The organism is Shewanella eurypsychrophilus (assembly GCF_007004545.3).
Classification (GTDB): Bacteria; Pseudomonadota; Gammaproteobacteria; order Enterobacterales; family Shewanellaceae; genus Shewanella; species Shewanella eurypsychrophilus.
On sequence record NZ_CP045503.2, the window covers coordinates 2,801,522 to 2,826,441 of the forward strand.

Here is a 24,920-nt window from a genome sequence, read left to right on the forward strand (position 1 = left end):
GACTTGAGCAAAGCCCCGCATATACCCATTAAGAAGTGATCACAGCTCTACGCTGCCTTATTCTTATTACTGAAGCGATACACCAGTAGATAGAGCACTGGCAGAACCACTAAGGTCAATAGTGTTGATGAAACGATACCGCCGATGACGACGGTTGCCAACGGTCGCTGAACTTCGGCGCCGGTGCCGACATTCAGTGCCATAGGGATGAAACCTAGACTGGCAACTAAGGCTGTCATCATTACCGGACGTAATCGCTGACTTGCGCCTTGTTTTATCGCATCGATAAGCTCTAACCCTTGCTGTTTTAGCTCCTTGATAAAGCTCAACATTACCACACCGTTTAGCACGGCGATCCCCGATAGCGCGATAAAACCGACCGCTGCAGAAATCGATAGTGGCATGTCTCTAAGCACAAGGGCTAATATCCCACCAGTTAGGGCCAGAGGCACGCCGCTGAAGATAATTAAAGAATCTCGAATAGAGCCAAAAGCACCATATAGCAGACCGAAGATAAGCAGTAAGGTCAACGGCACAAGGATCATCAAGCGGTTAGAAGCAGATTCAAGCTGCTCGAATGTGCCGCCGTATTCACTCCAGTAACCGCTGGGCAAATTAAGCTCATTACCCATGACTGACTTAGTGTCCTGAATAAAAGACCCCAGATCTCTGCCTTCAACGTTCGTGGTCACAACAACATGGCGCTTACCACTTTGGCGGTTTATCTGGTTAGGGCCAACTTTAAACTTGATGTCAGCAACTTCCCCCAAGGGGACATAGCTAAGATCTGGATTAAGCTCAGCGGGCAGAGCAATTGGCAGACTTTCTAAAGCCCGAAGGTCTTGACTGATACCATCAGCCATACGAACGACGAGCTTAAAACGACGATCGCCTTCATAGATAAGCCCGACAGGTACACCAGACACCGCAACTTGCAGCGCCTGTTGCACGTCGACGATGGTGAGTCCTAATAGCGCTAGATGATCACGATTAGGTTCGATAGACAGTGTCGGCAAGCCAGACATCTGCTCGACACGAACATCTTTTGCGCCATCAATCTGCTTGAACAGAGCCACGGCCCGATCACCCGCCTCTTTAAGGGTATCGAGATCGTCACCATAAATACGTAGGGCTACATCGGCGCGCACACCCGCAATAAGCTCGTTAAAGCGCATCTCGATGGGCTGAGTAAACTCGTAATTATTCCCAGGGACTTGTTCAACATGCTCTCTAAGCTCATCGATAAACTGAGCTTTAGTCTTAGTTGGATCAGACCACTGTGAGCGCGGCTTGATGATCAAAATGGTATCGGCAACACTTGGCGGCATAGGATCGGTCGCCACTTCAGGTGTGCCTATTTTAGAGAACACCCGCTCGACCTCATCGAGTTCACTGATAACCAGTTCAAGCTTTTTCTGCATCTCGGTAGATTGCTCAAGCCCAGTTCCCGTAATGCGCATGGCGTGCATGGCAATATCGCCTTCATCGAGTTTAGGTAAAAACTCAGAGCCTAAACGGCTCATTTGATAGCCGGTAACAGCCATCAAACTGATGGCTGTCAGCACGATAATCGCAGGGCGCTTAAGTGAGAAAAATAGCACAGGCTCATAGATGCTGCGTGCTTTGACCATTAAGAAGTTTTCTTTCTCGCTGACCTTACCTTTGACGAACAGCGCAATGGCTGCAGGCACAAAAGTGACCGACAAGATAAGCGCACCAATCAAGGCCGCGACAACAGTAAAGGCCATTGGGTGGAACATCTTCCCTTCAACACCGCTGAGGGCGAAAATAGGCAGATATACCAACATGATGATCAACACGCCAAACACGGCAGGGCGGAACACTTCTCGGGTGGCCTCGAAGACAACTTTGAGGCGCTCCTCTAAGGAAAGTAATCGACCATATTGATGTTGTGCCATGCCGAGACGACGAAGTGCATTCTCAACAATAATCACAGCACCATCGACAATAATACCAAAATCGATGGCGCCTAAGCTCATCAAGTTACCCGAGACGCGGTTTGCTGTCATACCTGTAATAGCGAACAACATGCTCAGTGGGATCACTAGCGCCGCGATAAGTGCTGCGCGGAAATTTCCCAGCAAAGCAAACAAGACTACAATGACCAGTACTGCACCTTCGAACAGGTTTTTCTGCACCGTCGCGATGGCCTTATCGACCAGAGCCGTTCTGTCATAGACAGCTTCTGCAACGATACCTTCAGGCAAGCTGGAATTAACCAGCTTGAGTCTGTCACCTACATCTTTGGCGACAACGCGGCTATTTTCACCCAATAACATAAAGGCTGTGCCGAGAACGGTTTCTTCACCGTTCTGCGTCGCTGAGCCTGTTCTGAGCTGTTTGCCATAAAACACGTCGGCCACATCACCAATACGTACCGGTGCATCATCACGCTTGGTCACGACGACTTGACGGATCTCTTCGAGATCTTTCAGCTGTCCAGGTGAGCGAACCAACCATTGCTCACCATTTCTTTCTATGTACCCGGCTCCAGCATTACGGTTGTTACGCTCAAGTGCTGTTATCACATCATTGATCGTGACCTTAAATGCCAGTAATTTGCCTGGATCCGGGGCAACCTGATACTCACGCTCATAACCACCTAGACTATTAATCTCAGTGACACCTGGCACTTTGACCAACTGAGGACGAATGATCCAATCTTGAATGGTACGTAGGTCTTCGGCGTTATAGGGGCTACCGTCTTCTTTTACTGCACCTTCGATAGCACGAATCGAATAGGTAAACACTTCACCGAGTCCACTACTTACAGGACCAAGAGCAGGCTCCGCTTCGACAGGTAATTCTGAGCGTATGCCTTGAAGGCGCTCAGTGATCTGCTGTCTAGCCCAGTAAATGTCAGTGCCTTCATCGAAGATCACTGTGACTTGAGACAAGCCATAGCGAGAAATGGATCGAGTATGGTCAAGGCTGGGGATCCCCGCCATGGCATTTTCAATCACATAGGTGAGGCGCTGCTCAGATTCTAGCGGCGAATAACCAGCGATAGCGGTATTGATCTGCACCTGAACATTGGTAATGTCTGGAACTGCATCAATAGGCAGTTTTAAGGTGTTGTAGACACCGAGCAGTGCGATGAGCAGCGTCATCCCGAGGACGAGCATTCGCCTTTTTAGCGCAAAGGAGATGATTGTATCCATGATTTTATTCTCCTAGTGTACGTGTTTAGCGGCATCTTTCATGATGTCTGCTTTTAATAAATAACTATTTTGGGTGACGTATTCGCTACCATTTTCAAGGCCGGCTAAGACCTCGGTATACACGCCATCACTTTCACCTAAGGTCAACATGCGTACCTCGAAGGTGTTGCCATGCTTTACAAATACCGCGGGCTTATCCATAAAAGTTTGTAAGGCATCAACACGAACCGCTAAAGGCACTGCTTTAGTACGGGTTTCTATGTGGGCTTGTATGTGCATTCCTGGGCGCCAGTGGCCATGCTGATTGTCAATCACAGCCCTGACTCGAGCAATATGACCACCTGTCATAGTGGGTGCTATGTAACTAATTGTGCTATTAGCGGACTCGAGACTGTGTTGATTGCCTTGTGCATCATGGTCATCGCCAATCGTTACTTTTTGGCCTATTGATAACTTATCTATGCTCTTAGGAAATGCAGAAAGGTCAATCCAAACAGAAGATAAGTCACTAATACGGAGCAATGCTCGGTTGAAGGTGTTGTCGCCTAAACTGAGCAGTTGCTCGGTGACTTGACCGCTCGCTGGGCTCATGACTTGATAGGTTTGCAAAGTGCTAGAATTACGTACCGTTGCAATCACTTGGCCCTTCAAAATCTTGTCACCTATGCTCACATGAAGCTGTTCGATAACGCCGGTATAAGGTGCGGTAACGCTGAATTGTTTATCTGCTATCGGCGCGACAATGCCAAATAAGGTGTCAATAAAAGTCAGCTGTTGGCTACTAGCTGATTGGGTTTTTACCCCAGATAATTGGAGTAAACGGTCATTAATCTCAGTTCGGCCGGTATAGTTTTCATAGTGCCAGTCAAAAGATTTGTCGTTGAATCCCGCGTGAACTTCAACTTCAAAAGAGTGAGGTTCGGCCACACTTTGGGTGCTCACCAGATAATCACCCTCAGAGATAAATGTCACTGTGTCGGTGTTACCACCGAGGCGGTTAAGCTTTAATTGCAGTTTGATCGCGTCAGGTGAAACCGGTTCGCCCTTATGATAGCCGTAGACTCGCATTTCTGGCGGGATCCCAGATTCAGCCATAGTGATCTCAATTTGAAAGTCACCCTGGTGTAATAGACGGCCACCATGTGGACCCTCTTCAACATGTTCCTCTTTCTCCTCATGACCGTGACCATGATCGCCACTCGCCCACGCAGTGTTAACTGGCAGCATAGTTGAAAGACTGAATACCGATAAGGTGATGGCAGCAGCGATAAAAGAGGATGTAAGCTTATTTAATTTGAAATTCATTATTTGTTCTCCTGTGCCGATATTGGCCCAGTGATAGAATGTGTTTGTAATTTAGCTTCTGAAACATGATGGCTATGAGAATCTAACTGTCTGGCACTCATCGACTGGCCAGTGATCCGCTCAAGCTCGAGCTGTTGTTGATAAACCGCAACCTTAGCTTCAATCAGCTCTCTCTCAACACGGAACAAGTCTGATTGCGCATCGGCTAGTTGCAATACATTGACTTGTCCTGCGTGGTAAGCCGTCTCAGTTTCTTTGAGCAAGCGCAGCGCTAGTGGATGAAGCTCATTTTTGAGTAAAATAGCTTGTTTAGCGTTGTTGACCATTGCCTGATGAATTTCAAGTAGCGTGAGTTTTAGCTGGCTTCGAGCAATTTTTTGTTGCTCAAAAGCCATATCTTGCTTAGCTTTTGCTGCAAGGATATTGCCTTGATTGGGGTTAGACAGAGAAATAGGCATTGAAAAATTGAACATTAGCGCGCCATCATCAAAACCATCATAGCTGCGTATACCTACGCCTAAGGTAATATCAGACTGCGCTTTAGCTTCTTCCATACGACGATTGGCATACATGACTCGCTCAATACTCAGCAATTGAAGGTATTGAGGTGCTGTTTCAATGGCATTGAGCACACTGGCTGCAGTCGGTAGCTGAGAAAGTGTATTTAACTCGCCTTTAACCTTCCCAAATTGTGCTTCGCTTGACCACATACTTGCAAGTCGATGTTTTGCAAGTTGAGTATCACCAATAAGCTGATGTTTAAAGGCGTTGGCTCGAGCTAATCGCAGTGCCATCTTAGAGACATCGGCTGCTGATACTGCGCCGGCTTTGGCTCGGGACTCAATGGTTTTTAACGCATTCTCTTCTACGCGGATCCGTCTTAGGTTCCAGTCGGTGAGGGCTTGAAGACGTAGCACTTGGTAATAGCGTTGAGTCGCTTGGGCCAATATATCCAAACGTAAGATCTCATATTGGCTCAAGATCTGACGCTCACTAGCCTGAGTGAGATCAATACGACGTTGGCGTTTGTCACCGAGTTCGATGAGTTGACTTAACCCTAAGGTTATCTCTGCGTTATTAACGCCCTGCATCTCACCAGTACCTAAGATGTTTTCGACCTCAACCGAGACTTGAGGATTAGGCCTGATCCCCGCTTGTAACGTTAGCGCTTCATTGACTCTAACTTCATAGGGGAAAGTCTGTAATTGAGGATGAGAAAGTAGTGTTTTCTCTAATACCCAAGGCAAACTGATTACGGTTCTATTTGTATCAGTCTGTGCAATTGCCTTACCAGCAAAAAGGGCAAGGGCACACAGACTCACAGTGACCAATGCACGTTGGCAGGCCACATAAGTGATATTTTGATCTCTCTTCACGAGAATTAACTCCAGTTAACACCGTCTGTCAATTGAGATTAATGAATTTAAACCTGCTTGATAAAAGCAGTTCGAACCCTATTAATCACTTGTACAGGCAGATTGACTCAAGTCTTGAGCGCATACTCAACATAGGCTGACATGAATTCCCTCACTCAATGCCCAAAAGAAAACGGGCAAGTGAAAGCATTATGTCGCGATAGATAAATCTAAGTATGCTGCTAAGACTCAATCAAACAAAAATAAGCGGTTATGTTTAATTGAGCTCAGCCATGAGGCGGCGGAATGGGCGGGGCGTAGCTTTTATTTTGATAGTGCACCGAGAAAAGGTACACATCTTGAGTTCGATTAACCTTAGTCGTAAACGTTAATTCCATAGGAGGATGACAAGAGGTATGAAAATCATCGTCGTGACTGTCTTGCTCACTAGCGTTATTAGCATGTCCACAGGTCGGTCCCTGGGTATGGCAGCAAGGTTCTGATATTTGGTACGAGTTGTTCACTTCAGAAGAGACGAGATCATTGATATGAATGTCAGAAGCAACGCAAGTCGGAAATAATTGCGACACGAACATCACTAGCAAGAGTACTAGTGCCAACTTAGATTGCATTATCTGTGTTGTTGTATTCGTATTGAACAAGTGTTATTTCCAATGTGAAAGTGAATAGGGCCTTATTTTAACTCATTTAAGCCACCCCAAGTGATACGTTTATCACCTCAGCCTAAATCAAGCGGTATTAAACCAGAGTCAGATTTTAAGGTCTAGAAAGAAATGATAAAATTTTATTAATTAAGCGATTGAATGCTAAATGCGTGATATAGGTTCTAAAATGGTGAAGATTCATAAATAAAGGAGGTTATTTCCGCAGCAATTCAATCCAGTACAGAGATCTAATTTTGTTTATTAAGTTAGCGGGTTTATACTTGTTTGACTCAATGTTGTTACTCAAATGTGTTACTCCCTCTGGATAGGGTATGATGTATAGCTAGCATTAAGCGAATCGACAAAGTGATAGAAAATCGTATGCACACGGTCAAGCCGAGTAAGACACGAACTAAATGAAATAAGTGACATTATGAATGAAGAATAACTCGTCAAAAAAAGCTTCATCAAACCTTGTTTCGGAGCTAATACAGCCAGATCTGCTGTCTTTTCTCTCTAATAACAGCCCAGTATTGCAGTTAATGATAGATACCTTGCCAGTGCCTATTTTCTACAAAGATATTGCAGGGGTGTATCTGGGGTGCAATAAAGCCTTTGAAGAGTTCATCAAATTGACGCGTAAACAGTTGATTGGCCGCAGTGTTTACGAATTGTTTGATAAAGAATTGGCAGATGTGTATCAACAGGCCGATCAAGCGCTATTTGATAGCCCTGGTAATCAAGTCTACGAAAAGCAGATCAAATCACTCCAAGGCGATGATCTATTCGTTAAATTTCATAAAACGAGCTTTATGGATACCGACGGTAACGTTGCCGGGCTTATTGGGGTTATCTTTGATATCACTGAGCAGAAAAGGCTCGAAGCAGTACTGACAAAACACGCGACACTAGACGACCTCACGGGATTATACAATCGTCGTGAGGGGCTCAGGCAGGGAGAGATACACCATAAGATCGCTAGCAGAGGGGGAAGTCAATTAGCAGTGTTCATGCTAGACGTCGACTATTTTAAGCAAGTTAATGATAGATATGGGCATATTGTCGGAGATAAAGCCCTGCAATTCATCGCTAAAAAATTGTTGTCAACGAGTAGAATGAACGATGTGTTAATCCGTTATGGTGGAGAGGAGTTTCTGATCATCGTCTCAGGAACGAGTGAAGGTGATGCTGCAGTGCTGGCTGAATATTATAGAGAAACCTTAGCAAACAGTGCCATGTCCTTAGATGATGGTAAACAGCTCAGACTCACGGTAAGTATCGGCGTATCCTACTTCAGGCAACAAAATTTGCAAACCATGATCCACCAAGCCGATACGGCCCTGTATGAAGCAAAAGGCAGAAATAGAAACACGGTCTGTAGTTTTTGAATACTGGCGCTTTTTAAGCGCTAATCTATCATCATGATAGTCACTGTTTTAAACAGAATATGACTCAAATTATTTAAATGCCATTACCGATTTACCCCTCAGAGACTCCCATGTTACCCTCATGAATATAGATACTATCTAAAAGATCAAAATCTTAGGATCTAACCTCATCATCCCCCCATTGAAACAAAAAGCAGACCGACTCATGACAGTTATGTATACAAGCTTCGCAGAAGGCACACGTTCAGAAACCGATCTATTAGGCTCGAAAGAGATCCCCAACCAAGCCTATTTTGGCATTCATACATTAAGGGCTGTAGAAAATTTCAAAATCAGCAATGAGAAGGTAGGTGATTGTGTCGAGTTTGTCCGTGGTATGGTCAAAACGAAGAAAGCGGCAGCCATGGCAAATGGTGAACTAGGAACGATTTCGACTGAAATAGCCGATTCAATCATTAAAGCCTGCGATACCTTGTTAGCTAGCGATGAATATTACGCACAATTTCCGGTTGATGCTTTTCAGGGCGGTGCGGGCACATCGGTCAATATGAACACCAATGAAGTGATTGCCAATATTGCGCTTGAACAAATAGGTCAGCCTAAAGGTGCATATCAGTTTATTAACCCCAATGATCACGTTAATAAGAGCCAGAGCACTAACGATGCCTATCCTACTGGATTTAGGGTTGCCTTGTTTGAACGAACCAATAGCGTTATTGAGGCACTAACATTACTGATTGATACTTTAATGGATAAATCAGTAGAATTTAATGATGTGTTAAAAATGGGGCGCACCCAGTTACAAGATGCGGTACCTATGACGTTAGGCCAAGAATTTCGCGCTTTTGGTATTACGCTAAAAGAAGAAATTAAGAGTATTAAGCGCTGTCAGGAGTTATTGCTTGAGATAAACTTAGGTGCAACGGCAATCGGTACAGGCCTTAATGCCCCCGATGGCTACTCAGTACTGGCTATCACTAAGCTTGCCGAGATCACCGGCCATCCATTCGTTCCTGCAGAAGATTTAGTCGAAGCAACATCTGACTGTGGCGCCTATGTGATGTTATCAAGTGCCCTGAAACGTTTCGCTATAAAGCTGTCTAAAATCTGTAATGATTTACGCTTGTTGTCCTCTGGGCCTCGTACAGGATTAAATGAGATCAATTTACCTGAGATGCAAGCAGGCTCGTCAATTATGCCAGCTAAAGTTAACCCGGTTATTCCAGAAGTCGTCAATCAGGTGGCCTTTAAAGTCTGTGGCAATGATTTGACTATCACTATGGCGGCAGAAGCGGGTCAATTACAGCTCAATGTGATGGAACCTGTTATTGGTCAGTGTCTATTTGAGTCGCTATCACTGCTTGAAAATGCGTGTTTCTCATTAAATGATAAGTGCATCAAGGGGATCACAGCAAACCGTGAAATCTGTCAGGAGTTTGTGCTTAACTCAATTGGCATTATTACCTATCTCAACCCGTTCATTGGTCATCATGAAGGTGATATTATCGGCAAGATATGTGCTGAAACCGGTAAGAATGTGCGTGAAGTGGTACTCGCCAGAGGTTTACTGTCAGAGTCACAACTCGATGAGATATTTTCAATCGAAAACCTCATGAATCCGCAATATAAAGCGCAACGTTTTAATAAATAACGCTTGAGTCATTGAGTTAAGCGACTTTAATCAAGAGACTTTAACAGCTGGTGGTTGGTAAGAAGCGCATCAATATGTTTTATGCGCTTCTTTAGCGAGGTGAGAGCAAGCTCCACGAAGTTCTCTGTAATAAATTCAAATGTTGGCTGTTGGATAAATTGATCGCTTTCATCCCAGACTGCTTAGTCATAATGGGTCATTGGTGAGCTTTTAGTACAAGTATCATAGTTATCTGGCGAACAAAAATTCAAAGGAGTATGGATGACTTCCTCATATTTTTGTTTTTTTACAATTTTAAGCAGTGTTAATATTGCTTGCCTGCCCATTTCATAGGGGTTTTGACCAATATTTACATGAGCAAGATGGTTACGCAACATTGCTAACTGAGGGGCTGATGCATCTGAAAGAACAACTACCATCTCTTTTCTATCTAGCTTCCCTTTGTACGGCTCAATCATTTTTCGATAGAGGGCATCGTTATTTTGAGGCCAACCACCAACAGCAATAAATGAGTCTGCTCGTATTGGCTGTCCTTTCATCACGGACTCCATTTGTCTAACAGCCCGAGTAAGCTGGTCAAAATTGAAAAAAGGCTCTCGGACTTCAGTCCATCCTTGATCGTTTAAGAGTAATTGTCCTGGAGGACTAGCATATTTCTTTCCTGAAAGCGCAGTACGTACGCCCATAATTCTCAGGTTCAAATTGGGAGAATCAGGTCGTCCGGATTGAATAATCAGTGTTCCTCCATTGGGCCGTAATATTTTTAATTGCTCCCCTAAAGCCATACCAAACTCAAAATTGTCTGTCCCTACATAAGCTAAACGCAAATCCTTATACTTTTCTAAGGTAAGAGCGTCAAAATCAGAATCATACGTAATAATAGGAATTCCTGCTTGTTTAGCTTGTTGTAGGCTATTCTCAGCGAGAAATTTAGATTGTGTGATGGCAACAGCGATACCATCGATGCCTTCATTGATCAGTTGTTCTATTATCTTGTCTTGTATTCTTACACTTGCTGTTTCAGGCCCACGATATACGCACTCTACTCCTTCTATTTGAGTGGCCACATCTTTACAACCATTTCCACTTTGATCAAAAAAAACACCATAAAACTTCGGCACAATAGCAAACCGTAAATCATTTGCACTCGCTGCAAGTGATGGGAAGAGGCTAAATATAATAAACAGCATAAGTAACTTTGCCACACTTCCTCCTAAAAATAATGAGTCGATTAGTTAAGTTTTAACAGGGTAAAGCCTTGTGTCACCTGTGAGTGCAGCTGGCTTTTGTTAAGATAACCTATTGAGCAAGTATTCTCTTTATTTTAGGCCAACTAGCTCGTAAAACGATTTATTTAGACAATTTGCGTATACATAAAAGTGATTTAAAAGGGAATTACCATTTTTACCAATGCCCTTTGAATTGAGATTTCAGAGAGTCTCTGAATTGATTATATGTTTAATGCAATGGGTATATCTCCTCATCTAACGTTGTAAAAACTCTTCTACGTATATTTCATTCGTTCAGATTTAGTCAAGATGAATAAATCTCACTTTGAATACTTTATCCAATTTGTTACTTTTTTGTGTCAGTTTTCATTTTATTAACAAATGGTCACGATTAACTGATCGCACTATTTTAGGAAGATTGAAAGTATTGGTCAGTTTAAACAATAATAACAACTAGATACATTGATGGAGTTTTATGTCTTCTAAAAATTGGGTAAGAGCAATTCCAGCCTTAAAGGTACGTTCATTTAAACCATTAGGCTTAAGCCTTGCTATCACACTAGCACTGAGTGCTTGTGGTGGAAGCGATGATACAGATACTGTCGTGGAGCCAGTGATACCTGTACCACCGATTGAAGAGGAACAAATTGGTGAGCCATTAGCATTAGGTCTAGTTACCGAGCATATCTCAACCTCTGAGCCAGTTTCTTTCTATGTTGATGTAGAAGAAGATTCACCAACACTGGTTGTCAGCCTGTTTAATGGTACCGCTAATGAAGCATTAGGCGATCCCGATGTGTACGTTAAATATGATCAAGTCGCTACAGCGGGAGAGACAGGGAATTTCGATTGTGTCTCTTATAACGGCGCAGGGGATAATGAAGCCTGTATCATAGATAATCCATTGGCAGGTCGATATCATATTTTGGTCGATGCCTATGCCGATTCGGCCACTGTGGATGCGTCAATTTTAGCAACAACGAGTATTTTCAATCACAGTCGATTATGTGATGACTCGGTACGTATTCGTTCTCAAGCCATGACGACAGAGCAGGTCGATAAAGCTTGTGCGGTGCTCATTGAAACCAAGACGCGTTTTGATACTGTGTTAAGTGAACTCATTGCACCGGAATTTGGCCAACCTGTTGACAAGGATCTTAACCAGATCACTAACTTCAATGTATTCGCCAGTCTATCTAATCATGCCGCATGGGCTGAACACTTGTTTGATACCAGTAATACCAGTGGAATTTATTTTGAAACGTCGCCCACAGACTGGTGGCATGACTCGACGGTGTTAACATTTAACGCCTTAGAGTGGAGCGGTGGACGTGATGTGATCCGCTCGCTAGATCATGAATATATTCATGCGTTAGACGGAAGATATAATAAAGAAGGCGGATATCGTAGTGATATGGGCTGGTGGTCTGAAGGCTTAGCCGAGTATTTGGGTACCTTCTATAAAGAGAGATACCAAAGTGTTATCACAGCAAAAGAAGCGCAAAAATATAGCCTAGCAGAGATTTTTGCCGGAGAAAGCAATGCTTACTCTTGGGGAGAGCTGGCGGTTAGTTTTCTTATCGAGACAAAGCCTGAAACAGTGACTCAGATGCTTAGCCTAATGCGCGCCGGTGACTGGGATGGCTATTATGCACTACTCGATACCGTGTCAATAGATAACCAGGCTGAGTTTGAGGCCTGGTACACCAATGAATTACCTTCACAATTTAGTGATAGCAACACAGATCTTCCACTGGGAGAATATGCCCAGATAAACGGTCGAGGAGGTTGGTTATATTCGGTGAGCATCCCCCAAGGGACCCAGTCTTTTACCATCAAGACACAAGGTGGCTCAGGCAATGTTGATCTGTGGGTGAATGAGTCACAAGCTTACCATCCATCAGTTGATGCCAGTGCTAGCTGTGTGTCCGCGACGCTTGATACCAACAGCGAAACCTGCACGATAGAAAACCCAGTAGCGGGTGACTATTATGTGACAATCGGCTCAGATTTTGTCGGTGCTGATATTATCGATCTGTATCTATCTGCTTGTTCGGGTATTGATTGTAGCGTTGAGCTACCTGCTGCGATGGAGCTTACACAAGTCACTGAACCGTATCTGCCCCATTGGCCCGCTAAAGGCACACTGGGTACATGTAGCCTCGCCGAAACTTATCGTACGTCTTATACCCATGCGACGGAAGTGGCGGTTACCAACACCACAGAGACACCAGTAAAGGTTTATTGGCTGAGTACTTCACAAGCTGATAAAGCCGGTGGCGCGTATATGACACTCGCTCAAGGTGAAAGTTTTACACCTGATAACTGGCGTGTTGGTGAGCGTGTGATGTTGACTGATGGCGGAGATAACTGTTTAGGCGTAGCGATACTCAATGATAGCGATAACCAGTTTGAGATCTTAGCTGAGCATGTTGTCGATGCGGTTAACGAAATCATCATCCCCGAAGCGACAGCCGAGATGGGCAGCTGTGATCTTGCTGTGCCGTATACTCGTCAATCAGGAAGTGCTCCTGAGTTTATTGTGGCAAATATTGGCACCACGGCATATAACTTGTATTGGATGGATACCGATTCCGGCCAACCATACCTAAGCAATGTGTACGCAACGCTAAATCAAAACGAGATGTACAGTGCAGATTTTTGGACTGTAGGCGACCGTATGATGGTTACTGACAGTAATGATCAATGTGTTGGGGTACTAGACCTAAATGACACGAGTAATATTTTCGTACTTGAATAATACCAATCGGTATAACCACTCACCACTTTTAATGAGTGATTAACGATAAAGGTTATCAAGATTCGCGGCGTTAGCGCTATGCCTAACGCCGCCTTTTAATGTATCGAGTTTAGTCACCGAAAATAACATAGGTATTTACTGACCTAATGGTGTTTTGACTTGAACCTAATAGAGCTGCATTAACAAGAGCTTGATTACGAAATCTGAATCATCTTCAACACAAGGATTGAATAATAGCGTCAAACTATTTAGTATCACGCCATCTAATTGCTAATAAGACACAATTTAATGACCACCGAGCTTTATTTTATCTACGATTCACACTGCCCATGGAGTTACGGAACGACTCCTTTAGTTAATGCATTAAAAGAAGCGTATCCAGAGATGAATGTTCATCTGTTACATAGTGCGCACTTTATAGGCACTGACAGTGCAGGCGAAGAACAGATGGAAGACGTTGCCAGGATCAGTGGACTTAAATTTGGTAGAGATCATATCCGTTACGCTAACAGCCCTAAAAACTCCATTAAAGTGGCAAACTTAATGGGTTGGATGCAGAGTAAACTGGCTGATAAACAACTGCCAGTGCTCAACGCACTACTAAGAGCGCACTTTGTCGAAGGCAACCCACTAACGACTAAGCATGATTTCACTGAAATTGTAGAGAGATTCAAACTATCTCCGTCAAATAAAGTGTTTAAGGATGAGTTGAGTAGCGATGCAGAATATGTATTATCCGATATCGCAGAAATCCAAGAGATGATTGGCACTACATCTTTTCCTGCGCTAGTGATGACGGTTGATGATCACGCCATCTTTATCGATCACTCACAATATCTTAGCAACCCTGAAGCCGTGGTTGTTGCTGTTGCCAAAGAGATTGCCGCAATTAAATAGCTGCCTAGTGATCCAAAAGTGACGAATAAATCAGGTCTAAATAGAAAGCCACGGTGAATACGTGGTTTTTTTATGCGACCATTGTATGCCTCCTTCCTAAATTTACCGCCAAATGTATGCCTTGTTTTACACCATATTCACAAACCCTTTTCATGAATAGTCAGGTTCGGTTGCCATGATCTGTTAGAATACCGCGCATAATAATATTAATAAGCACTTATTTGGGGTCCATGAAAGAATTTATCATCATTGGCGCTGGGCAGTCTGGACTGTCTATGGCGTATAACTTATCCAAAAATAACAAAGATTACCTAATTTTAGACGCCAATGAGCATATCGGTGCACCTTGGCTAAAACGCTGGGATTCGCTAAAGTTATTTACGCCTACTGAATATAATCATCTTCCGGGGCTGTTATTTCCATTTCCTAAAGGTTACTACCCCAATAAATATGAAGTGGCAGACTATCTGAAAAGTTATGTTGAAAAGTTTTCGATACCCATTGAATTTAATCAAAGAATCACCTCAGTAAAAAAAGTTAACGGCATATTTGAAATAATCAGTTCGACGGGGAGTTTCCAGGCCAAACAGCTCATTATAGCCACGGGTCCTTTCCATACGCCTTATACGCCCCCTTGCCACGCTGATATTGCTGAAAATGTGCTTCAATTACACAGTGAACACTACAAAAGTCCAGAGCAGCTACAAGATGGTGATTGTTTAGTGGTCGGGGCAGGAGATTCTGGTGTACAGATTTTATCAGAAATTGCAGAGACTGGACGCACTGTTCATTTCTCTGGAACCGATAAAATCACCGCGATCCCACAATCATTTTTAGGCAAAACATTATGGTGGTGGTTCACTAAAATTGGCTTTTTATCGGTGACACGTTTTAGCAGAATTGGTAAATGGTTGAGTAAAGGTGTGCAACCTGTGATAGGTACCGACGTAAAGACGCTACTGGCAAGAAAGAATGTGATCCATATGGGGAGAACATTATCAGCTGACGAAACCTGTATAAAATTCCAAAAAGGCAGCATCAGTAGTATCAAAAATATTATCTGGGCGACAGGATTTAAACCGAACTTTTTCTGGATTGAAAATATCACCTTCGATGAGATGAACTACCCGAGTAATTATCGAGGGGTCAGTGATGATGTCGATGGATTGTACTTTATTGGACTTCCTTGGCTGTATACCCGAGGCTCTGCAACTCTTGGTGGAGTGTGGAGAGATGCAGAATACTTAATGAGCTATATCCAGAAAAACCATTATGGTGATCGCGCTACAGTCACAGAAAAATCACCATATGGATCAAATTCTGAAGGGCTTGTAGAAGCTGTTGTTGAAGGCGTAAGAAAAGAGGTTGCAACGCTTAAGTAACGGCTATCAGAATAGGTTCAACATCGAGGCAGCCGTTAGTATCGGCTGCTTTTTATATTGAGTTGTCTAACAATCTTTGCAGCCATTAACATGGAATCTGATATCAAATCGAGTCCCCTGATTAAGATCACTGCTGACTTCTATTGAACCTCTCAACCCCTGTAAAACCTGATTGTAGATGATGTGTGCACCAAGGCCGACCCTACCTCGGTTGCGGCTAGTGGTATAAAAAGGGTTGAATATTTTCTGTTTCTGCTCATCAGTTAGTCCTATGCCGTTATCCTGATATATCAAGTGAACCTCGTCATCTATGCAGTTGATTGAGATTTTGATAAGCCCTTTTTTAATCGTATCTATCGAACTGATATCAGCATCGTCAGCTTTATGATTAAAACCGAATGCATGATGGACTGAATTAAGAATAAGATTTCTGACTATTTTGGATAATGTGCAAGGTTTACTCACAATGACTAAGCCTGGATCACATTCTAAGATGACGCTATAGCTGTGGTCTTTCACAGAATCATTGATTGAAAATATTATCCCGTCGAGGTATTCCTTAACCTTAAACTTGCGAATTTTGACATCTGAAGGCTCTACAGCAACCAGTTTGAAACTGCTGACCAGCAAGGCTGCCCGCTGAAGGTTTGATGTCAGCAGCTCGCAAGTTTGCTCTGTGGTGTCGATAAAGCTTTCAAGCTCTTCGGATGACAGCTCATTTGCCTTATAGGCTTGGCTAATTCTTTGGACATTTTGCTCAAGAAAAGAGGTCGAGGTGACGCCGATACCTATTGGGGTATTGATCTCGTGGGCAACGCCTGCAACTAACTCACCAAGGGATGCCATTTTTTCTCGCTGGATCAATTGATCTTGCGTGGCAGTGAGCTCTGTCAATGCGCTATTTAAATTTTGATTAGCATTTTCAAGCTCAAGAGTTCTATCCAAGACTTTTTCTTCTAAATTACTGTGATAGTTTTTCAGATCCTTTAATATTACTAGGCCTTCTAAGATTAGAAAAGTGACAGCCACCAAGTACGCCATTAATCTGAGAAGGTGCCAGCCCCACCATGCAAGATCCCATAATGCCGATTGTTCAAACATGATCGCAGCTGCGCCAAATAATAAACAGTGCATGCTAAACAGAAGATCATTAATATTATTGGTTTTCTGGTTAGTTTTTATTAGTTTAAATGCAGCAATAAAGAATCCAATTCCGCCAACAAGGTTAAGCATTAGGGCTGTCATAGTGAATTCACCTTCACGCACCATACTAGGTATTAACGGGGCGAAGATCAGGCTTAATACTCCCACCATAATAGAGGCTGCAAGTGTTATCCACGGTGCAGAAAAATTATTCGATAAGCCGCCTTTGGTCAGTAAAAAAGATGAGAATAACAGGCCGCCAGCGAGAGTGGCTAAACTGTGTAGCCAAACAAATTGCTGGCCGACTTCGACTATGGCATGAAAACCATCGAGTGTCCCCATGGCTATCATTGCGCAGGCGATTTCAATATTGTGGCTGGTACCCCGGCCGCTCTTCTCAAAGACGATTAATAAGACAGCAAGGAATAGGGCGATAGCAGAGCCAAACATCTCAATAGATGAGTGAGCCTCCGGCAGTGGCCAGACATAGGATTCAAGAATGGTGTTACTAATAATAAGTGCGGCAGCATGAACAGCTAGACTAATGCCTATGGTCAACCAAATAAATAGATGTGTATTAGATTTGTTCAATATCAAAACCAGTTGCTATTAACCAATACTTAATAAGGAAGCCGATAACTGGCTTGACCATGAATCGCCACTAGGCAAGCGTATTACCCCTAGCTGAAAGTGTAGTTCAAAAATACAAATTTAACTCTGAACTAGATGGTTAAATTCAGGACTTAAGGGCCATTCAAGACTTGGGCTGAGTAAAACGGGTAGGAACACTGGCAGAGAAACATTCTGACTATATTTCAGTTGTTTACCTAAAAGGAAAGAGTGAGTGTTGCCGTATTATTTAGGCCTGTCTCAGGATTTTGTGTTTCCAAGTTAGTTTCTAATTGTGATTCTGAATCTAGTTGTGATAGTGATAGTAACGGCTAAGAGGAGTAGGGGGCTCACAACAAGTTTTTCTGACTATTTACACTGATTACACTGAGATTAAATATCACAGAATGAATAGAAATTATAACTGATGGAATTGCATTATTAGAAATAAGTCTAGCAGGCATAAGTAACAGGAATTAAACAAGAAAATGACTCAATTATTTACCACACTGTATTTCTTTTTCTCGTATTACCCAGGCTGCAGCGATTGCTTCTTGGTCTGAGGCTAATAAGTTATCTCTTTCCAGCCTTTCAGTCATGATCTCTAACGTGTTAAGTGTCTTAGAACGTCTCAAAAGTAGAAGGAATTTTAATGTTATCTCATCAATTTCAGGGCTGTGCATGTATTTAACGAACCTTTATAAAAGTAATTAATAAAACGCTGAGTACAATGTATTGAATAAATCTAGATGTACCAGATGGGCTTAAACATAATTGAAGCACTAGCTAAGATCAGCCTAACATAATACAGCACGACATAGCCTATAGTTTTTGCTTTCTTAAAGTGGACTGCTTACTATTTTTACGGTTTCACCGACAATACAACAAATAAAGAGACAGCTAAAAACATATGTCGAAATTTGATAACCCTGAAATGAAGGCTTCCGTGACAACCATTGGTATCCAATCCACCCGAATATCGAAGTGCTTCTTCGTCTTCAACATATTTTCGATTGAAGATAATAATCAAACCCATCTAGCAGTGTACCTAGATATTCCAGCTTTAATGGTAAAGATGATTTTATCGACCAACTCAACTTAGTTACACGAAAAAAAACTATCTTCCCTAACTTCATATAAACTATTAGCTCTAAAATATTCCGAATTATTGGGTCATAATGATGCTAAACAATGTTTTTACACCTGTAACGTTATTAACTTTACTTTTTTTATCTACCACGGCCCATGCCAGTCAATTAACTGGTTGTGCTGCTAAAAAGCAAGAGATAAATACGCAAATAAGTTATGCAAAAAAATATGGAAATACTCAACGTTTAGAGGGTTTAGAAAAAGCACTGCAAGAAATCAGCGAAAACTGCACAGATGAATCTCTGAAAGCTGAGCGAATGGAAAAAATTGCTGAAAAAGAGAAAAAAGTGACGGAAAGAAAACAAGATTTAATTGAAGCAAAAGAGAGCGGTAATCTGAAAAAAATTGATAAAAAAGAGAGAAAGTTACGAGAAGCTATGAATGAACTTCAAGAAGCAAAGAATAGACTCTCACTTTAACCTGACACAGTTAATTTGGAGGAGTCGCTGGATACGAAATGAGCGAAACCTCTCAACATGGCACAACTCAATACATGGATAAATTATCACCAAGCATATCAAAATGTGACATCTCTAAATGGCTAGAATATGACATTAATATATTGCACGTACATTGGAATCCATCCATGCGTACAATAGGGTAGCCGTTATGTTGAACTGCTTTTTTTTGTAGAATCGTAGATAAAAAAATAGCCCTGAATAGGGCTAAGTTTACACATAATGCACATTGTGCGAATTTAATTACTCTACTTACAAGTCATATGCACTGTCGTCTTCAACAACAGGTTCTAATGCCTGCGGAGCAAATACAGCTTCCTCGAGCTTGTTATTCATAAACCAACTGCAAAGAATATTTTCCCCACCAGTTGTAGCTACGGTCATTGCTGGACCACCACTTTTTAATCGAACTATGTCACCTAAATTCATAATAAACCTACAATTAATTAAAATGAGGAATTAAAATACATCGGAATAAGATTCAAGTCCAATGGAAGGGATTATTAAACCGTAGGTTTGATGTTAGCGTAGCGTGACCGCTTGAAAGCAGTCACGCTTTTTTGTGGCTGTAGTCCTTCGACCTGCCAGACACTCTTTTGATTTTTTCTTCCGGGATTCGATAGGGCGTATATTTAAGAGTCCACATACTTTAACAGTGGACTCTAGTACGGATACCGTACTTTTCAGTGATAATTACTTAGCATTGCAGAGATGAAAAGAGGGGGAGGCAAGCGAAGCGCCCCCGATAGAAATCGACCTTAAAAGTGTTTGGGTTCCTGTTACACCCAAACTAACTCCGGACATCCGGATTCCTCAACTACTTCTGATTGACCATATTTTCAATCTTCGTTGATTCCTTTGCTGCATAAAGCTCATCTGCTGATATTTTATTTAGCTCATCAGAACTAAAGCCATGGCTTTGTTTTAGAGCCTTTTCTAAATGCCCTAAGAAATCTTGTTTCTCTGTAATACAATCGTACAAAATAGAGGTAAAAGTTACATCGTCTAGCAGCACTTTCACTGATGCGACTTTTTTCATGAAAGTAATAGGATCAATATGGCTCTCAGCACCAATTGTCCCGCTACAGATCTCTTTTTCTGTAATCTTCAGTATCTTGCTTAGCTTTTCCACCTGACTGGCCTTCGGCTCTGTAAGGTCACGCTCCCACTTGCTTACAGTTTGAACTGTTAAGCCTATCTGTTCGGCTATATCTTCCTGCTTGATATTTAATGCAATACGTCGGTCTTTTAATACGCTACCAATACTCATGTTTAAGTTTTCCATATTCACACCTACTTTAATATTAGTTTACACCCACTTTTGTTTGGCTTACTATCTAACCATACTTTTGTATCTCTTCACACAAACATTAGTTTAAGTGAAAGCTCTTGACAGGGATTTTAGAGAATTGTTTTTCATCGATCGTTTGTTCATGCAACAAGACCATCCTGCTGGCGGATTACCGCTCGTGGGTCGTCATGTTATTGAACGGATCGAACTCGAAACAGGCGAGCATTTACCACCGTCTGTTAATCAGAAAATCCTAGAGGGCTCATACAGTACTAAGCTCACTATCCGCTGTGATGGGCAACGGGTGAGGGTAGAAGGCAATCCTTCTCGATGGCAACGTATGGACAACCTTTTTGGTCTTCAAACGCTTGATGAGTGTGTGGAGATCTTTAACCATGTATTAGCTCGGTATGATTTGCCTCCGTTTACTAAAAACACCCAAATATCTCATCGTCAAACACCCGATGGAAAAACAACTCAATTGGTCGGCAACGGTGCAGAAATTACCGCAATCGACTGGACAGTCAATCATCAAGTAGGCAAGGGCAAAGAAGCTTCTTTTATCCGTGGAATGTCATCCATGCAAATTGGCCGAGGACGTAAACCTAAGCTGTATCCTGATGGACATACCTGCAATTGGGGTGAAGGTTCTACTTGGATAATGACCAAGCTCTATAACAAATCTGTTGAATTAAAAAGACATCTTGCAAAAGACCTCCGCAAAAAAGTAGGTGTCCAAACAGACAGACTTAACTATTTAGAAAACTTAATAAATTACTGTGAAAAAACAGGTGTTGTACGCGAAGAACACAGCTTAAGACAGGCCTTGCTAAAACGTCATACGTTGCAATTTTATGGCCGAGTATCAGAACTAGACTTTTATCCGCACCTAAAAGAGATCGAGACAGCTATGCAAACAATCCAAATCTCACATGATGAGCATCAAACTATTGCAGACCAATTAATATCCTTAGGTGTGGTGAAAAGTCGCCAAGCCGCTAACGCCACACAAAGCTACGCCATTATGTGGCAACACGGTGCAGACCTTAGGCAGTCCCTTAAATCCACACAGTTCTATGAACATAAAGCCCGCCTAAAAATTATCGGTATTGATATCGGTCAGAAATTCGATGTTAGCCGCATGTGTCCAACACTAAGACGTTCAGAAGTTATTGATGTTAAACCGTTAACCATCCCGCACTGGTATCTATTACCAGTTGTTGCACAATCAAACATTTTACCTTTTAAAGCCTACGCATAGGAGCTATTAACATGCTTAAAATTGAAGTTTTCCAAGAAGATATCAACGTCAATACACGTACCATGCAGCCTAAAGATGGTAAGCCTGGACGAACTATTTACGAGCAAACAGCATACGCATACCTGGGCGGTAAATTTCCAGTACAGATGCGCTTACAAGTTAATAGTCCTGCAGAAGCTTATTTAGCTGGTGAGTATGAAGTTGATAACTCAAGTTTCATCGTTAACAACTTTGGTGGGCTTGAGCTTAAACGCTTCGGCCTAACAATGTCACCAATCACAAAGCATGCAAGTAGCAGCGCGATTACTTCAGCTAAATAGCTAAGGGGAAAATCATGGAAGAACCTATACATACAGCAGTCAGACTTCGTTTCGAAATAAACATTATCAGTGAGTTTTTACTCAGAGATTTAGCACCTGAACAAGCACGCAGAGAGCTAATTGCTAAAAGCTGTGTATTGCTTGGTGAACTTGATGACGCACTTGAAATGATTAAGGAGGACTCATGCAAGTTATCAAATATAAAGGCGGTATGACTATGGTTGATCGATCTGATGCACCTGATTATCAATGCAAGAACTGCTTTAAGGTATGGTGGCGTGACGACTTCGAGCAATCTCTCTTTATTGCCTGTCAGAATTGCCACGGCCAATTACGCAACATTACCAATGACGATCCTATCGAAATATGAGGCTGTGGTGTACACGAGAGCGATATCATTCAAACCATTTAAAACACGCCTCAGAGACTCTCACGCATAAGTGCGCACAATAGGGTAGCCGTTATGTTGAACTGCTTTTTTTTGTAGAATCGTAGATAAAAAAATAGCCCTGAATAGGGCTAAGTTTACACATAATGCACATTGTGCGAATTTAATTACTCTACTTACAAGTCATATGCACTGTCGTCTTCAACAACAGGTTCTAATGCCTGCGGAGCAAATACAGCTTCCTCGAGCTTGTTATTCATAAACCAACTGCAAAGAATATTTTCCCCACCAGTTGTAGCTACGGTCATTGCTGGACCACCACTTTTTAATCGAACTATGTCACCTAAATTCATAATAAACCTACAATTAATTAAAATGAGGAATTAAAATACATCGGAATAAGATTCAAGTCCAATGGAAGGGATTATTAAACCGTAGGTTTGATGTTAGCGTAGCGTGACCGCTTGAAAGCAGTCACGCTTTTTTGTGGCTGTAGTCCTTCGACCTGCCAGACACTCTTTTGATTTTTTCTTCCGGGATTCGATAGGGCGTATATTTAAGAGTCCACATACTTTAACAGTGGACTCTAGTACGGATACCGTACTTTTCAGTGATAATTACTTAGCATTGCAGAGATGAAAAGAGGGGGAGGCAAGCGAAGCGCCCCCGATAGAAATCGACCTTAAAAGTGTTTGGGTTCCTGTTACACCCAAACTAACTCCGGACATCCGGATTCCTCAACTACTTCTGATTGACCATATTTTCAATCTTCGTTGATTCCTTTGCTGCATAAAGCTCATCTGCTGATATTTTATTTAGCTCATCAGAACTAAAGCCATGGCTTTGTTTTAGAGCCTTTTCTAAATGCCCTAAGAAATCTTGTTTCTCTGTAATACAATCGTACAAAATAGAGGTAAAAGTTACATCGTCTAGCAGCACTTTCACTGATGCGACTTTTTTCATGAAAGTAATAGGATCAATATGGCTCTCAGCACCAATTGTCCCGCTACAGATCTCTTTTTCTGTAATCTTCAGTATCTTGCTTAGCTTTTCCACCTGACTGGCCTTCGGCTCTGTAAGGTCACGCTCCCACTTGCTTACAGTTTGAACTGTTAAGCCTATCTGTTCGGCTATATCTTCCTGCTTGATATTTAATGCAATACGTCGGTCTTTTAATACGCTACCAATACTCATGTTTAAGTTTTCCATATTCACACCTACTTTAATATTAGTTTACACCCACTTTTGTTTGGCTTACTATCTAACCATACTTTTGTATCTCTTCACACAAACATTAGTTTAAGTGAAAGCTCTTGACAGGGATTTTAGAGAATTGTTTTTCATCGATCGTTTGTTCATGCAACAAGACCATCCTGCTGGCGGATTACCGCTCGTGGGTCGTCATGTTATTGAACGGATCGAACTCGAAACAGGCGAGCATTTACCACCGTCTGTTAATCAGAAAATCCTAGAGGGCTCATACAGTACTAAGCTCACTATCCGCTGTGATGGGCAACGGGTGAGGGTAGAAGGCAATCCTTCTCGATGGCAACGTATGGACAACCTTTTTGGTCTTCAAACGCTTGATGAGTGTGTGGAGATCTTTAACCATGTATTAGCTCGGTATGATTTGCCTCCGTTTACTAAAAACACCCAAATATCTCATCGTCAAACACCCGATGGAAAAACAACTCAATTGGTCGGCAACGGTGCAGAAATTACCGCAATCGACTGGACAGTCAATCATCAAGTAGGCAAGGGCAAAGAAGCTTCTTTTATCCGTGGAATGTCATCCATGCAAATTGGCCGAGGACGTAAACCTAAGCTGTATCCTGATGGACATACCTGCAATTGGGGTGAAGGTTCTACTTGGATAATGACCAAGCTCTATAACAAATCTGTTGAATTAAAAAGACATCTTGCAAAAGACCTCCGCAAAAAAGTAGGTGTCCAAACAGACAGACTTAACTATTTAGAAAACTTAATAAATTACTGTGAAAAAACAGGTGTTGTACGCGAAGAACACAGCTTAAGACAGGCCTTGCTAAAACGTCATACGTTGCAATTTTATGGCCGAGTATCAGAACTAGACTTTTATCCGCACCTAAAAGAGATCGAGACAGCTATGCAAACAATCCAAATCTCACATGATGAGCATCAAACTATTGCAGACCAATTAATATCCTTAGGTGTGGTGAAAAGTCGCCAAGCCGCTAACGCCACACAAAGCTACGCCATTATGTGGCAACACGGTGCAGACCTTAGGCAGTCCCTTAAATCCACACAGTTCTATGAACATAAAGCCCGCCTAAAAATTATCGGTATTGATATCGGTCAGAAATTCGATGTTAGCCGCATGTGTCCAACACTAAGACGTTCAGAAGTTATTGATGTTAAACCGTTAACCATCCCGCACTGGTATCTATTACCAGTTGTTGCACAATCAAACATTTTACCTTTTAAAGCCTACGCATAGGAGCTATTAA

At 42.3% G+C, this 24,920-nt stretch carries 21 protein-coding genes; 11 read left to right on the plus strand and 10 right to left on the minus strand.

The features are described from left to right. Positions 1–47: 47 nt before the first annotated feature. From FM038_RS11840 to FM038_RS11855, 4 genes are all read right to left on the minus strand, one after another. Positions 48–3,182: an efflux RND transporter permease subunit gene (locus tag FM038_RS11840; protein ID WP_419555632.1), complete on the minus strand. Its 3,135-nt coding sequence runs from the start codon at positions 3,180–3,182 to the stop codon at positions 48–50. A 12-nt stretch (positions 3,183–3,194) separates the two neighbouring features. Beyond that, positions 3,195–4,487: an efflux RND transporter periplasmic adaptor subunit gene (locus FM038_RS11845; protein WP_142874897.1), complete on the minus strand. Its 1,293-nt coding sequence runs from the start codon at positions 4,485–4,487 to the stop codon at positions 3,195–3,197. Continuing rightward, the gene (locus tag FM038_RS11850; protein ID WP_142874898.1) at positions 4,487–5,863 is read right to left on the minus strand and encodes a TolC family protein; all 1,377 of its coding nucleotides are present in this window, start codon (positions 5,861–5,863) and stop codon (positions 4,487–4,489) included. Before FM038_RS11850 ends, FM038_RS11845 begins: the two co-directional genes overlap by 1 nt. Before the next feature lie 266 nt (positions 5,864–6,129). After that, positions 6,130–6,504 (minus strand): hypothetical protein, encoded by a 375-nt coding sequence (locus FM038_RS11855; RefSeq protein ID WP_223293059.1) that lies wholly within the window; start codon positions 6,502–6,504, stop codon positions 6,130–6,132. A gap of 440 nt (positions 6,505–6,944) precedes the next feature. Here FM038_RS11855 and FM038_RS11860 point away from each other — a divergent pair, with 440 nt between their 5' ends. Continuing rightward, positions 6,945–7,895, plus strand: a complete 951-nt coding sequence (locus FM038_RS11860; protein ID WP_142874899.1) for a GGDEF domain-containing protein — start codon at positions 6,945–6,947, stop codon at positions 7,893–7,895. 205 nt (positions 7,896–8,100) lie between these two features. Then, positions 8,101–9,546, plus strand: a complete 1,446-nt coding sequence (aspA, locus tag FM038_RS11865) for an aspartate ammonia-lyase (protein ID WP_142874900.1) — start codon at positions 8,101–8,103, stop codon at positions 9,544–9,546. A 182-nt stretch (positions 9,547–9,728) separates the two neighbouring features. On the opposite strand, the gene FM038_RS11870 is transcribed toward aspA, so the two are convergent. Beyond that, positions 9,729–10,751 carry a substrate-binding domain-containing protein gene (locus FM038_RS11870; protein ID WP_223293060.1) on the minus strand — a complete coding sequence of 341 codons (1,023 nt, stop codon included), beginning with the start codon at positions 10,749–10,751 and terminating at the stop codon, positions 9,729–9,731. 499 nt (positions 10,752–11,250) lie between these two features. Here FM038_RS11870 and FM038_RS11875 point away from each other — a divergent pair, with 499 nt between their 5' ends. From FM038_RS11875 to FM038_RS11885, 3 genes are all read left to right on the plus strand, one after another. Further along, positions 11,251–13,536 carry a collagenase gene (locus tag FM038_RS11875; RefSeq protein WP_142874901.1) on the plus strand — a complete coding sequence of 762 codons (2,286 nt, stop codon included), beginning with the start codon at positions 11,251–11,253 and terminating at the stop codon, positions 13,534–13,536. A gap of 288 nt (positions 13,537–13,824) precedes the next feature. Then, positions 13,825–14,433, plus strand: coding sequence for a thioredoxin domain-containing protein (locus FM038_RS11880; RefSeq protein WP_142874902.1), 609 nt, complete (start codon positions 13,825–13,827; stop codon positions 14,431–14,433). Between the two features lie 230 nt (positions 14,434–14,663). Then, a complete protein-coding gene (locus tag FM038_RS11885) occupies positions 14,664–15,815 on the plus strand; it encodes a flavin-containing monooxygenase (RefSeq protein WP_223293061.1) in 1,152 nt (383 codons plus the stop codon). 66 nt (positions 15,816–15,881) lie between these two features. On the opposite strand, the gene FM038_RS11890 is transcribed toward FM038_RS11885, so the two are convergent. Beyond that, a complete protein-coding gene (locus tag FM038_RS11890) occupies positions 15,882–17,549 on the minus strand; it encodes a sensor histidine kinase (RefSeq protein WP_142874903.1) in 1,668 nt (555 codons plus the stop codon). Positions 17,550–18,745: 1,196 nt separating this feature from the next. Here FM038_RS11890 and FM038_RS11895 point away from each other — a divergent pair. Then, positions 18,746–19,135: a DUF1090 domain-containing protein gene (locus FM038_RS11895; protein WP_199242689.1), complete on the plus strand. Its 390-nt coding sequence runs from the start codon at positions 18,746–18,748 to the stop codon at positions 19,133–19,135. 291 nt (positions 19,136–19,426) lie between these two features. Here the strand turns inward: FM038_RS11895 and FM038_RS11900 are convergent, their stop codons facing one another. Both FM038_RS11900 and FM038_RS11905 read right to left on the minus strand, forming a co-directional pair. Then, on the minus strand, positions 19,427–19,603 hold the full coding sequence (locus FM038_RS11900) for a YodC family protein (protein WP_142874904.1): 177 nt from the start codon (positions 19,601–19,603) through the stop codon (positions 19,427–19,429). Between the two features lie 388 nt (positions 19,604–19,991). Then, a complete protein-coding gene (locus FM038_RS11905) occupies positions 19,992–20,459 on the minus strand; it encodes a helix-turn-helix domain-containing protein (RefSeq protein ID WP_199242690.1) in 468 nt (155 codons plus the stop codon). Between the two features lie 148 nt (positions 20,460–20,607). Here FM038_RS11905 and FM038_RS11910 point away from each other — a divergent pair, with 148 nt between their 5' ends. The 4 genes from FM038_RS11910 to FM038_RS11925 are packed head-to-tail and all read left to right on the plus strand — an operon-like array spanning position 20,608 to position 22,416. Then, positions 20,608–21,726: a phage/plasmid replication protein, II/X family gene (locus tag FM038_RS11910; protein ID WP_223293062.1), complete on the plus strand. Its 1,119-nt coding sequence runs from the start codon at positions 20,608–20,610 to the stop codon at positions 21,724–21,726. Positions 21,727–21,737: 11 nt separating this feature from the next. Further along, positions 21,738–22,046 carry a single-stranded DNA-binding protein gene (locus FM038_RS11915; RefSeq protein ID WP_142874906.1) on the plus strand — a complete coding sequence of 103 codons (309 nt, stop codon included), beginning with the start codon at positions 21,738–21,740 and terminating at the stop codon, positions 22,044–22,046. Positions 22,047–22,060: 14 nt separating this feature from the next. Continuing rightward, the gene (locus tag FM038_RS11920; RefSeq protein WP_142874907.1) at positions 22,061–22,261 is read left to right on the plus strand and encodes a hypothetical protein; all 201 of its coding nucleotides are present in this window, start codon (positions 22,061–22,063) and stop codon (positions 22,259–22,261) included. Then, on the plus strand, positions 22,231–22,416 hold the full coding sequence (locus tag FM038_RS11925) for a hypothetical protein (protein ID WP_142874915.1): 186 nt from the start codon (positions 22,231–22,233) through the stop codon (positions 22,414–22,416). The genes FM038_RS11920 and FM038_RS11925 overlap by 31 nt, the downstream gene beginning before the upstream one ends. Positions 22,417–22,610: 194 nt before the next feature. Here the strand turns inward: FM038_RS11925 and FM038_RS11930 are convergent, their stop codons facing one another. Continuing rightward, positions 22,611–22,787: a YodC family protein gene (locus tag FM038_RS11930; protein ID WP_142874904.1), complete on the minus strand. Its 177-nt coding sequence runs from the start codon at positions 22,785–22,787 to the stop codon at positions 22,611–22,613. 388 nt (positions 22,788–23,175) lie between these two features. Beyond that, the gene (locus tag FM038_RS11935) at positions 23,176–23,643 is read right to left on the minus strand and encodes a helix-turn-helix domain-containing protein (RefSeq protein ID WP_199242690.1); all 468 of its coding nucleotides are present in this window, start codon (positions 23,641–23,643) and stop codon (positions 23,176–23,178) included. Between the two features lie 148 nt (positions 23,644–23,791). On the opposite strand from FM038_RS11935, the gene FM038_RS11940 reads away from it, so the two are divergent. Next, complete coding sequence (locus tag FM038_RS11940; RefSeq protein ID WP_223293062.1) at positions 23,792–24,910, plus strand: phage/plasmid replication protein, II/X family; 1,119 nt, start codon at positions 23,792–23,794, stop codon at positions 24,908–24,910. The last annotated feature ends 10 nt before the right edge of the window (positions 24,911–24,920 follow it).

Excerpts from the sequence above, each read along its gene's own strand:
- FM038_RS11900 (WP_142874904.1), bottom strand. The coding sequence starts at position 19,603 with ATGAATTTAGGTGACATAGTTCGATTAAAAAGTGGTGGTCCAGCAATG.
- FM038_RS11885 (WP_223293061.1), top strand. The coding sequence starts at position 14,664 with ATGAAAGAATTTATCATCATTGGCGCTGGGCAGTCTGGACTGTCTATG.
- FM038_RS11920 (WP_142874907.1), top strand. The coding sequence starts at position 22,061 with ATGGAAGAACCTATACATACAGCAGTCAGACTTCGTTTCGAAATAAAC.
- FM038_RS11935 (WP_199242690.1), bottom strand. The coding sequence starts at position 23,643 with ATGGAAAACTTAAACATGAGTATTGGTAGCGTATTAAAAGACCGACGT.
- aspA (WP_142874900.1), top strand. The coding sequence starts at position 8,101 with ATGACAGTTATGTATACAAGCTTCGCAGAAGGCACACGTTCAGAAACC.
- FM038_RS11875 (WP_142874901.1), top strand. The coding sequence starts at position 11,251 with ATGTCTTCTAAAAATTGGGTAAGAGCAATTCCAGCCTTAAAGGTACGT.
- FM038_RS11915 (WP_142874906.1), top strand. The coding sequence starts at position 21,738 with ATGCTTAAAATTGAAGTTTTCCAAGAAGATATCAACGTCAATACACGT.
- FM038_RS11905 (WP_199242690.1), bottom strand. The coding sequence starts at position 20,459 with ATGGAAAACTTAAACATGAGTATTGGTAGCGTATTAAAAGACCGACGT.
- FM038_RS11840 (WP_419555632.1), bottom strand. The coding sequence starts at position 3,182 with ATGGATACAATCATCTCCTTTGCGCTAAAAAGGCGAATGCTCGTCCTC.
- FM038_RS11895 (WP_199242689.1), top strand. The coding sequence starts at position 18,746 with ATGATGCTAAACAATGTTTTTACACCTGTAACGTTATTAACTTTACTT.
- FM038_RS11860 (WP_142874899.1), top strand. The coding sequence starts at position 6,945 with ATGAAGAATAACTCGTCAAAAAAAGCTTCATCAAACCTTGTTTCGGAG.
- FM038_RS11845 (WP_142874897.1), bottom strand. The coding sequence starts at position 4,487 with ATGAATTTCAAATTAAATAAGCTTACATCCTCTTTTATCGCTGCTGCC.
- FM038_RS11940 (WP_223293062.1), top strand. The coding sequence starts at position 23,792 with ATGCAACAAGACCATCCTGCTGGCGGATTACCGCTCGTGGGTCGTCAT.
- FM038_RS11925 (WP_142874915.1), top strand. The coding sequence starts at position 22,231 with ATGCAAGTTATCAAATATAAAGGCGGTATGACTATGGTTGATCGATCT.
- FM038_RS11930 (WP_142874904.1), bottom strand. The coding sequence starts at position 22,787 with ATGAATTTAGGTGACATAGTTCGATTAAAAAGTGGTGGTCCAGCAATG.
- FM038_RS11880 (WP_142874902.1), top strand. The coding sequence starts at position 13,825 with ATGACCACCGAGCTTTATTTTATCTACGATTCACACTGCCCATGGAGT.
- FM038_RS11910 (WP_223293062.1), top strand. The coding sequence starts at position 20,608 with ATGCAACAAGACCATCCTGCTGGCGGATTACCGCTCGTGGGTCGTCAT.